Here is a 9,261-nt window from a genome sequence, read left to right as displayed (position 1 = left end):
GGGAATGACGAACTGGATTTTGCAGGAACCTCTAATACTTCAAAGGCTTCAACCACAGAATGACTTTGCCTTGACCCTTGCCCTGTATGGACCTTAAACACTTTTTAACAATTTTTACCCACTCGATTACACGAAGACCCATTATATTTAAGCTAAAAAAGACAACATAAAGACCACCGACCTTAAAATCTTGCCTCCTTGAAACCCATCTGGTATTCTCAATGAGAAAAGGCATTCCTTCAATTACATTACAGAGAAGGAGAATTCATGGGTTCCAATATTTAATTTAAAATCAAAAACCCCTTGGGAGAATAACCATGATCATGAGAGATGAGCTAGAATCCTTAAAAGACCAATCCATTGAGGTTACCTGCAATGGAATTGCCTACAAGGGCCGGTTGGTGGGATCTACCGAAGAGGAGGTCCATTTGCAAACCGCCATTCAATTTTTGGCTTTACCCATGGCGGGGATTTCCCAAGTCAAAAAATCAGAAGATTGAAATAAAACCCTCCCCATCAAAAGGGTTCTTCCAAAAAATTCGAGTCCATAATTTTTTCTATGTAAATGAATCCAATATAAGGAGGAATCTTTCTTAGACCTTAGTGAAGGGAATTTAACTATTAAAATGATCCAAAAATGTTTGAGAATTTTTAATCGGGAAAACCTTCCAACTCCGTTTTTTCTCCGGATTTGACCCCTTGTTTATTATAATGAAAAATTTCTTTCTCAATAGCCATGATTGCATCATTTCCAAAAATTGAAAGGAGTTTGAGATCTGGTTCTGAAAAACATTTCTCTCCACTGTACCTTACCCCTATCAATACACCAATGGGGGAATCATCTAATTTCAAAGGGACACCCAATATGCAGGTTTTGTCGGGAATTTCTAAATGGGAAAAATTCTCATCCCCAATATCATTGGGAAAACTCAGGGGTTCCCCGGCCCACATGATCTCCCATTCAAATCCTCCTCCTTTTTCAATTTCCCTACCCATGGCTTCTTTTTCGTTATTACCCGAGGCGGCGTAAGTGACCAATCGGTTTGAATTCCCTTCCACCAACATCAAGGTGACCAAATCAGCCTTCAAACATTCACGGACCTTTATCACCAAGAGGTTCATCACGGCCCGAACCCCCCCCCTACTCGTCAACGTTTTACTCACATCCAACAAGGCCGACAATTCTTCCACCCGCTGCTTTAATCCTTCTAAACGTGTACTTTCTTCAATCAGGGTCTGTCTTAAAATTCCAATTTTTCGATTAGCAAAAAAAAGATAAGCACAGCAAAAAATTATAATCCCCCCGAAAAGAGTCAGAATGGTTACGAGAACATTAGGTTTCACAGTGGAATCGTCTAAATTTCCAAGCGAATGTGGAAGAAAAATGGAAAGAATAAAAAGAGATAGAAGGAGAACCAAAAACATTGAAAAAAGAAACAGGTTCCGGTCCTCTTGATTTAGACTTTCCAAATTTAAAGCCGATTGCTTGAAAATTTTTTGTTGAAATTTCAACAAAATCAAATTCCTCAAGTCAGTTTAAAGAAAATCCACTTTTTCTATTCTAACGTAAACTTCTATTCTGTCAATAAATCAATAAAATTAGAAAGTTATAAATAAAAACGGAAAAAAAAGTCTAACTTTTTTGAGTCACCACCACAATATTATAACCAAGGCGGTAAAAAGGAAAGATTCCAGATAGGGGTTGATCCAGTTTTCCAAGCCAAAGGGCTAATTCCCCAAATATACTTCGCTCTCCCTCTTCAAGGGCAAACCGGTCAGGGACCAGGGATGCAAAAATATTATGCCCGTGAAATTCCAATGGTTTAAGGTTATATTTTGTAAGAATTTTTTGAAGTTCAGGGTAGGTAAACGTTTTAAAACACATACCGTTCCATATCCGGCTATCATGCCCCCTTCTCCAATGGGTCATGGCATCCCAAAGCTCAAGTGGATGATATAACAGATTAAAGTTCCATTTGTTATCTACTTCAAAAGAAACCAACCCTCCGGGCCTGGCCACACGGGCTAATTCCCCAATGGCATTCTCATAATCTTCCCGAATATGACTAACCACATCCCCATATGAAAAAACCGCATCAAAGCTCTCATTTTCAAAAGGTATTTTGGTAATACTTTCAGTAACAAACGAGACATTTTGATACCCCATACAGCGATTCCGGGCAAGCTCTATCAGGCCTGCCGCAATATCCAACCCAATAACCTCTTCAGCACATTTGGCCAATTGAATGGTTTGAAGACCACTTCCACACCCTGCATCTAAAACACGTTTGAACCTTCCATTTTTTGTAAGTTTAGGAATTAATTTGTTATAAAGAAGATAAGAATTGACCAGAAAAGGAACTTTAGAAACAATCAAATCAAGATTTTTGGCCATTTGATTATAGGTGTGAGCAACCTCCTGGATTGCACCTTCTCCCATAAAATCTCCTTCAACCTTTTACTGGCCCATCCACTCCGTTTATTAAAGACCGAACCCAAAAGAAAGAGAGGAATTTTTATAAAAAGGTCTCCCGATTGTCCTTTTAAATTTCGTGCGCAATCCTAACATAAACTTTTTTTTCAAACAAGAACGATAATTTCCTATAAAAACAACCTTTCCATTTTCCTAATCAATGGCCCTATTTAAGCCTTCGGGGTATTTTTTTAAAATAACTTTTGAGTTAAAAAAGACCCCAAGATTCCCTGGGTTCCTTTGTTTTTAAAATACAGATTTGACGAAAAAGGAAAATAGAAGGTATTATAAAAACCATTAATTGCCATCATAGGTTTTTAAAACCTTAGAAAACCGGAATATATAACCTCTAAAAAGAAAAAACCAAATTTCCTTTATGCCTAAATCTAAATATAAAGCGATTCTTCTTGATCTTTTTGGAACGGTGGTTCTTTTCGATGAAAAGAAACTTCCCCGTACCCGTGTCAATGGTTTGGAATATTCCAGTACAGCGGGAGAACTTTATAATATTCTGGCCAAATATTATCCGGAAATCCCATTGGAGTTTTTTTGCCAAAACCTTTTCGAAGTCAGAAGAGAAATAAAAAAAACAAAAGATGAAGATTTTCGGGAAGTCAATTCTCTGGAGCGCTTTCGGCGGGTAACCCATCGGCTTTCCTTACCCTCAGGAAATGGGGCAGAGGAAATCGCAAACCATTTTAATAAAGAACACATGAATTGGATTAAAACCTGTGTGACCTTTCCAATGGACCATCTCCCAATTCTGAAATCAATAAGTGAAATGTTTCCTTTGGCTTTGGTTTCAAACTTTGACCACGCCCCAACGGGTTATCAAATCTTGGAAGAATATAACCTGTTGCCCTATTTTAGAACCATCTTGTTCTCAGATGAAGTGGGTTGGTGCAAACCCCACCCTATTCTATTCACCACCGCATTGGAACGCTTAGGCGTAACCCCCGAGGAAGCGTTGTTTGTTGGAGATACGCCCGATTTGGATATTCTTGGGCCCAAAAATATTGGAATGGAAGTGGCCTGGATTGAAAACGCCGATCACCCTCTTCCTCCCGATTATCCTAAACCGGACTATTATTTAAAAAAATTCATTGATCTTCCCATACTCTTAACCTCAGGGAATTATCCCTAAATTTAAGGTCCCACAATATAAAAAAAGAGGATGTTTTTAACTTGGTGGGGGGTTATTTATTTATTTCCAAACTGAAGAAATGATTCCAGGGTTTGGAATTGAAGAAAAGGATTATGAGTTTTTTCATAAGCCAGTGTCGAACTTGGGTGGTCAGCGTAATTGTGACCAGGAAAAAGGATTGTAGGATCAGGAAGCTTCATTAACTGGTTAGTAAGACTCCAAAACATATCTTCCGCATTGCCTCCGGGAAGGTCATAACGGCCACAACTCCCTATAAAAAGGGTATCCCCTGCAATCAGACGGTTCTCTACATAAAAACACTGGGAACCCGGGGTATGACCCGGAGTGTGGATGAACTGAACCTTGAAACCACCCAAAGAAACTTCCTCGCCACTTTCAATTCGTTTGACATTAGGAAGTACCGCCTTTAATACTCCCGCCTCTTTTCTATGCACAAAAACCCGCGCATCCGTTTTCTCAACCAACTCTTCAAGTCCATTCACATGATCATGATGGGTATGGGTAACCAGAACCGTGGTGATTCTTAAACCCGCTTTTTCGGATTCCTGCAAAACAAAAGGAATATCCCAAGCAGGATCTACAACCGCAGCCGTCCGGCTCCCTGGGTCACCCAGCAGATAGACAAAGTTTTGCATGGGACCCAATTGCATCTGCCTGATCCATAGTTCGGGGGGAGAGTTGTTCTGGGGAATATTCAAGGGGTCGTCAGTTTACCGATTTTTTGTGCGGTGGTTTCCGAAAACCAGACCACCTTATCTTGATCTATCAAAATCGAGGTGGGACCACTATTCAATGTGGGAATTTGAAATTCAGTAAACCCATCAGTTGTCCCCGGGCTTGATGCTTGGGGGTCCAACCTTCCAATACGATTTCCCCGATATTCCGTAAACCAAACAACATTTGTATCGGGGTCAACGGTAATTCCACGTGGGGAACCCCCATTTGGAAGAATAAACTCGGAAAATTGCTTCCCGATATTTTTAGAAGGATCAAATAAACCAATTTTATTCCCATCTTCTTCGGTAAACCATATTCGGTCTTGAGAATCAATTGCAACCCCCGCGGGGTAACTGGTGGTTGTCGGTATAAGGTAAAAGGTTGGGAAAAAATCATTTGATGAATCCAATTTTCCTATTTGATTGGAGGTGGAACAGGAGAACCAAACATTATCTTGACTATCGACATCAATTCCCGAGGGTCCTTGACATATTTGGAATTCGTCGATTCCCACTCCCACACCGGTATTGGCAACAGCTGGATCTAGTCGCCCAATTTTATCTTTTAAGCTTTCTGTAAACCAAACCTTTCCTTTTGAGTCCAACGTAATTCCTAAAGGCCCACTATCTAGCGTGGGAATTGGGAATTCCGAGGCATTTCGGAAACCTACTTGTTCGATTACCCCTGTCCCAAACCCAGAAACCCAGTTTTTCCTGGTGAAGGGATCAAAAATCAAACCTCTTGGCTGGACACTTTTGGGATCAGGTGGAATTTGTTGATTTTGAGACTGGTTTGAGGCAGTGGGAAATATTATTCGACAAGCATCTTTTGCAGTCTGGCAATTTGGAAAAATTTCATTGATGGGATCAAAAACACCAAGCATATCAGGAGATTCCTCATGTGAAGAAATATCAGCAGAAAACCAAAGAAGGTTTTTTGTCTCATCCTTCGCTAAACCATAAGGGGAAACAAAATTACCATTCTCATCTGCGGGAATGGAACATTCCTTGATAAATGGACTACCCGTCATACACACTGAAGTTGAGGAATTTACTGGGGAACCGGCCCCTTGAATGACACTATTGGATTCGCCCCCATTTCCACAGCCCAATGAAAACACAAGAAAAAGAAGGCCTAGGGATAGGAAAATAAATTGTTTTTTCATGGGACCGCTCCCCCTTATTGTTGAGTTATTTTACTCCAATCCATCTCAATAGGCAACAACCATGCCAAATTCTTTGTTTAGCAAGGAAAAAAAGGGAAAGCAGATAAACCTTTGATTTCAAAATGCTCCTCCCGGCCTAAAGGTTTTTAACCCCAAAAACCCTTCCAAATCCTAAGAAAATATAAGGAAAAAGACTTCCCAACACCCCCCCACAAAATGCATATTGTGGAAAATCATTCCCTCTCCAGGTTTCCGGTAACCTGACCTATGTTTATAAAAGATTCCAATATTTCGGAATATTTGTGTTGACGAGAAGTACTTGGATTTGGTAGTTTTTTAACTTTTTAAATTGGATTTTGAGAAAAACTCAAGGCTTTCAACAGTTCTTTAGGGTAATTAAAACACTTCACGGAATGAGGTAGACCAAATATGAAAGTGGGGATTCCCAAAGAAATCACGGCTGAGGAGCGAAGAGTCGCAGCCACGCCAGAAACAGTTGGAAAAATGATTAAAAAAGGGTTTGAAGTTCTGGTTCAGTCGGATGCTGGGGAAGAATCCTTCATCTCAAATAATGATTATGAAAAAGCGGGAGCAACCATTAGGACAAATGCAGCCTCCTTATATTCTGAAGCGGATATTATTCTAAAGGTTCAAAAACCCACACAAAATAAGGAGGAAGGAAAACACGAAGTTCAAATGGCAAAAGAAGGATCCGTTGTCATTGCCTTCCTTCAACCCGCAACCAATTTAGACCTAATCCAGCAAATGTCATCCAAAAAAATTTCGGCTTTTTCCATGGAGCTCATTCCCCGGATAACCCGAGCACAAAATATGGATGCTTTGAGCTCAATGGCCAATATTGCAGGGTACAAAAGTGTCATTGAAGCCGCAAATGCTTTTAGTAAATTTTTCCCTTTATTGATGACCGCGGCCGGGACCGTAACACCCGCCAAGGTTTTAATTTTAGGTGCTGGGGTTGCAGGACTTCAAGCCATCGCAACCGCAAAACGTCTAGGGGCCGTGGTGCAAGCTTTCGACACCCGCCCCATTGTAAAAGAGCAAGTTGAGAGTCTGGGGGCGGATTTTATTGATATGGGTGTTACCCACGAGGAGGCCCAGGACTCCGGGGGTTATGCAAAAGAGCTTTCAAAAGAGTTTTACCAAAAAGAGAAAGAGGTCATTCATAAAAATGTAAAAAATTCAGACATCATAATCACAACAGCCCAAATTCCGGGAAAACCCGCCCCCCTACTGATTACCGAAGAGATGGTCAAAGATATGAAGCCTGGCTCCGTCATTGTGGACCTTGCGGTTGAGCAGGGGGGAAATTGCGCCCTTAGCGAGGTTGGAAAAGTGGTGACCAAATACGGGGTAACCATCATCGGAAAGGTAAATGTTCCCAGCCTCTTATCCGTTCATGCCAGCCAACTTTATGCTCGAAACCTGGCTAATCTTTTATTTCACCTTTTTCCCAAACAGGATGCGATCTTAAATCTAGAGGACGAAATCACTTCAAGTTCATTAGTCACACACGAGGGCAAGGTTAGATACCCCCCAACTTAACAGGACCTCATTTCTTTTAAAAAAGAGTCGCGTTTTCAAAACCATTTATCACGGGAGATTAATCAATGGAGACATTCATGGAAGGAGTAACCGTTTTGGTTCTAGCCATCTTTGTGGGTTGGCAGGTCATTTGGAAGGTAACACCCGCTTTGCACACCCCCCTGATGTCCGTGACCAATGCCATATCCGGGATTATCCTGGTGGGTGCCCTCCTCACCGTAGGAGCAGAGGAAATGAGGTTGAGCACGATTTTAGGATTTGTGGCAGTGGTCCTGGCCAGCATCAACGTTTTTGGAGGGTTTATTGTCACTCAGAGAATGTTGCAAATGTTTAAGAAAAAATAAAATAAATCGGTTCTAAAATCTTAAAAAATGAGGAAGGGTATAAAGTGTCTGAAAGCGTCTTTTCACTGGCCTATTTAATCGCATCGGTTTTATTCATATCGGGTTTGAAGGGTCTAAGTTCACCCGCAACGGCACGTAAAGGGAATATTTCCGGAATTATTGGAATGATCATTGCTATTGGGGCAACTATTCTAGATCCAAAAATCGAAAGTTATACTCTCCTCATTGTAGGCATTTTAATTGGAGCCACCATCGGGACCGCCTTGGCCCTAAAGATTCAAATGACCTCCATGCCTGAATTGGTGGCCCTACTTCATAGCTTTGTAGGGCTGGCTGCAGTTCTGGTTGCGGCCGCCGTCTTTTATGACCACCAAGAAATGGGAACCTCTATTCCCCTGGATATGCTCGCGGAAATGTTTATCGGAGCCTTCATTGGGGCTATTACCTTTACCGGTAGTTTGGTGGCTTTTGCTAAATTACGAGGACTGGTGGGGGGCCAGCCCACTGTTTTCAAAGGGCAACACTTAATAAATCTTCTCCTTGGAATGATTATGATTGGTTTTGGAATTTACTTTTCCCTTTCTCAAGACCCCACCCCTTTTCTCATTTTGACCGCAATTGCTTTTGCCTTAGGGGTCCTTTTAATTATTCCCATTGGAGGGGCTGATATGCCGGTAGTGGTTTCTATGCTGAACTCTTACTCAGGGTGGTCCGCCGCCGCAACCGGTTTTATTCTTTCCAATAACCTTTTAATCATCACAGGAGCCTTAGTGGGATCCTCTGGAGCCATCCTCAGTTACATCATGTGTAAAGCAATGAACCGTTCTATTTTAAACGTTTTGTTTGGAGGATTCGGAACTGGGGATCAAGCCACTGCGGCAGTTTCTCTCGCTGCACAAGCCGCTCAAAAAGGTGTAAAGAGTGGCAGCCCGGAAGATGTAGCCTATATTTTGAGTGCAGCAAAGTCGATCATCATTGTCCCTGGATATGGAATGGCGGTAGCTCACGCGCAACATGCCGTCCGGGAACTATTTGACCTTTTAGAAGCTAGGGGAATCAAGGTCACCTTTGGTATTCACCCGGTTGCAGGCCGAATGCCTGGACATATGAATGTCCTATTGGCCGAAGCCAATGTTCCTTACAACCGCGTTTTTGAGATGGAGGACATCAATTCAAGTTTTTCTTCTACCGATGTTTCCTTCGTCATTGGGGCAAACGATATTGTTAATCCGGGGGCTCTAACCGATAAAGATAGCCCAATTTATGGAATGCCTATCTTAGAAGTAAATCGTTCAAAAACCGTTATGGTTTTAAAAAGGAGCATGAATACAGGGTTTGCGGGGATAGACAATAAACTCTTTTACGAGGATAATACCATGATGGTTTTTGGAAGTGCCAAGGAAACCGTTGAAGAAATCGTAGGGGCCCTCAAGAACCTTTAAAATACCTTTTCAATTTTTTTTCTTACTTTTTTCTGGTTAGACCCTCCCCTTTATTCTTTTTCCTGCTATGAAAGAAAAAAACAGGTTTGCACTCAAAGAGTGGGCCATGGTTGTATCGGCTTTAACTCAAGGAAAGCAAATTATTTTATTGCGTAAAGGGGGCCTCTCAGACCAGGAGAATCTTTTTTCACTAGAGCATAAAGAATTTTTTATGTTCCCCACCCATCTTCACCAGCAACGAATCACAGTGGGGCGAGAACATTTGGAAAAAGGCTCAAAATTCGACGTCCTCACTCTTACCACGTATGCCAATTCAAAAGGGATTTTTTGGGTCAAAAATTTAAACCTTTTAAAAAAGTTGGAACCTTTTCACATATTTTCTATAGATGAAA

At 41.4% G+C, this 9,261-nt stretch carries 9 protein-coding genes; 5 read left to right on the top strand and 4 right to left on the bottom strand.

Going from position 1 to position 9,261, the window contains the following annotated elements; translation table 11 throughout:
* Nucleotides 1–323: 323 nt before the first annotated feature.
* Complete coding sequence (locus VGB26_08945; protein ID HEX9757914.1) at nucleotides 324–500, top strand: hypothetical protein; 177 nt, start codon at nucleotides 324–326, stop codon at nucleotides 498–500.
* A 151-nt stretch (nucleotides 501–651) separates the two neighbouring features.
* Here VGB26_08945 and VGB26_08940 read toward each other — a convergent pair whose 3' ends face one another.
* The gene (locus VGB26_08940; GenBank protein HEX9757913.1) at nucleotides 652–1,512 is read right to left on the bottom strand and encodes a GAF domain-containing protein; all 861 of its coding nucleotides are present in this window, start codon (nucleotides 1,510–1,512) and stop codon (nucleotides 652–654) included.
* Between the two features lie 121 nt (nucleotides 1,513–1,633).
* On the bottom strand, nucleotides 1,634–2,440 hold the full coding sequence (locus tag VGB26_08935) for a class I SAM-dependent methyltransferase (protein ID HEX9757912.1): 807 nt from the start codon (nucleotides 2,438–2,440) through the stop codon (nucleotides 1,634–1,636).
* A gap of 409 nt (nucleotides 2,441–2,849) precedes the next feature.
* On the opposite strand from VGB26_08935, the gene VGB26_08930 reads away from it, so the two are divergent.
* Nucleotides 2,850–3,617 carry an HAD family hydrolase gene (locus VGB26_08930; protein HEX9757911.1) on the top strand — a complete coding sequence of 256 codons (768 nt, stop codon included), beginning with the start codon at nucleotides 2,850–2,852 and terminating at the stop codon, nucleotides 3,615–3,617.
* A gap of 56 nt (nucleotides 3,618–3,673) precedes the next feature.
* On the opposite strand, the gene VGB26_08925 is transcribed toward VGB26_08930, so the two are convergent.
* Both VGB26_08925 and VGB26_08920 read right to left on the bottom strand, forming a co-directional pair.
* Complete coding sequence (locus VGB26_08925; protein ID HEX9757910.1) at nucleotides 3,674–4,273, bottom strand: MBL fold metallo-hydrolase; 600 nt, start codon at nucleotides 4,271–4,273, stop codon at nucleotides 3,674–3,676.
* A 59-nt stretch (nucleotides 4,274–4,332) separates the two neighbouring features.
* On the bottom strand, nucleotides 4,333–5,520 hold the full coding sequence (locus VGB26_08920) for a hypothetical protein (GenBank protein ID HEX9757909.1): 1,188 nt from the start codon (nucleotides 5,518–5,520) through the stop codon (nucleotides 4,333–4,335).
* Nucleotides 5,521–5,949: 429 nt separating this feature from the next.
* Between VGB26_08920 and VGB26_08915 the strand changes: the two genes are divergently transcribed.
* The 3 genes from VGB26_08915 to VGB26_08905 all read left to right on the top strand — a co-directional run bounded on the left by VGB26_08915 (nucleotide 5,950) and on the right by VGB26_08905 (nucleotide 8,869).
* The gene (locus VGB26_08915) at nucleotides 5,950–7,083 is read left to right on the top strand and encodes a Re/Si-specific NAD(P)(+) transhydrogenase subunit alpha (GenBank protein HEX9757908.1); all 1,134 of its coding nucleotides are present in this window, start codon (nucleotides 5,950–5,952) and stop codon (nucleotides 7,081–7,083) included.
* Between the two features lie 65 nt (nucleotides 7,084–7,148).
* A complete protein-coding gene (locus VGB26_08910; GenBank protein HEX9757907.1) occupies nucleotides 7,149–7,427 on the top strand; it encodes a proton-translocating transhydrogenase family protein in 279 nt (92 codons plus the stop codon).
* A 44-nt stretch (nucleotides 7,428–7,471) separates the two neighbouring features.
* On the top strand, nucleotides 7,472–8,869 hold the full coding sequence (locus VGB26_08905; GenBank protein ID HEX9757906.1) for an NAD(P)(+) transhydrogenase (Re/Si-specific) subunit beta: 1,398 nt from the start codon (nucleotides 7,472–7,474) through the stop codon (nucleotides 8,867–8,869).
* Nucleotides 8,870–9,261: the final 392 nt, after the last annotated feature.

It is taken from the genome of Nitrospiria bacterium (assembly GCA_036397255.1).
Taxonomy (GTDB): Bacteria; Nitrospirota; Nitrospiria; order DASWJH01; family DASWJH01; genus DASWJH01.
This window is presented reverse-complemented; position numbering and strand designations above follow the sequence as displayed.

Bases quoted from the DNA above. Each gene is read 5' to 3' on its own strand.
- VGB26_08945 (HEX9757914.1), top strand. From the start codon at position 324: ATGAGAGATGAGCTAGAATCCTTAAAAGACCAATCCATTGAGGTTACC.
- VGB26_08935 (HEX9757912.1), bottom strand. From the start codon at position 2,440: ATGGGAGAAGGTGCAATCCAGGAGGTTGCTCACACCTATAATCAAATG.
- VGB26_08930 (HEX9757911.1), top strand. From the start codon at position 2,850: ATGCCTAAATCTAAATATAAAGCGATTCTTCTTGATCTTTTTGGAACG.
- VGB26_08925 (HEX9757910.1), bottom strand. From the start codon at position 4,273: ATGCAAAACTTTGTCTATCTGCTGGGTGACCCAGGGAGCCGGACGGCT.
- VGB26_08920 (HEX9757909.1), bottom strand. From the start codon at position 5,520: ATGAAAAAACAATTTATTTTCCTATCCCTAGGCCTTCTTTTTCTTGTG.
- VGB26_08915 (HEX9757908.1), top strand. From the start codon at position 5,950: ATGAAAGTGGGGATTCCCAAAGAAATCACGGCTGAGGAGCGAAGAGTC.
- VGB26_08910 (HEX9757907.1), top strand. From the start codon at position 7,149: ATGGAGACATTCATGGAAGGAGTAACCGTTTTGGTTCTAGCCATCTTT.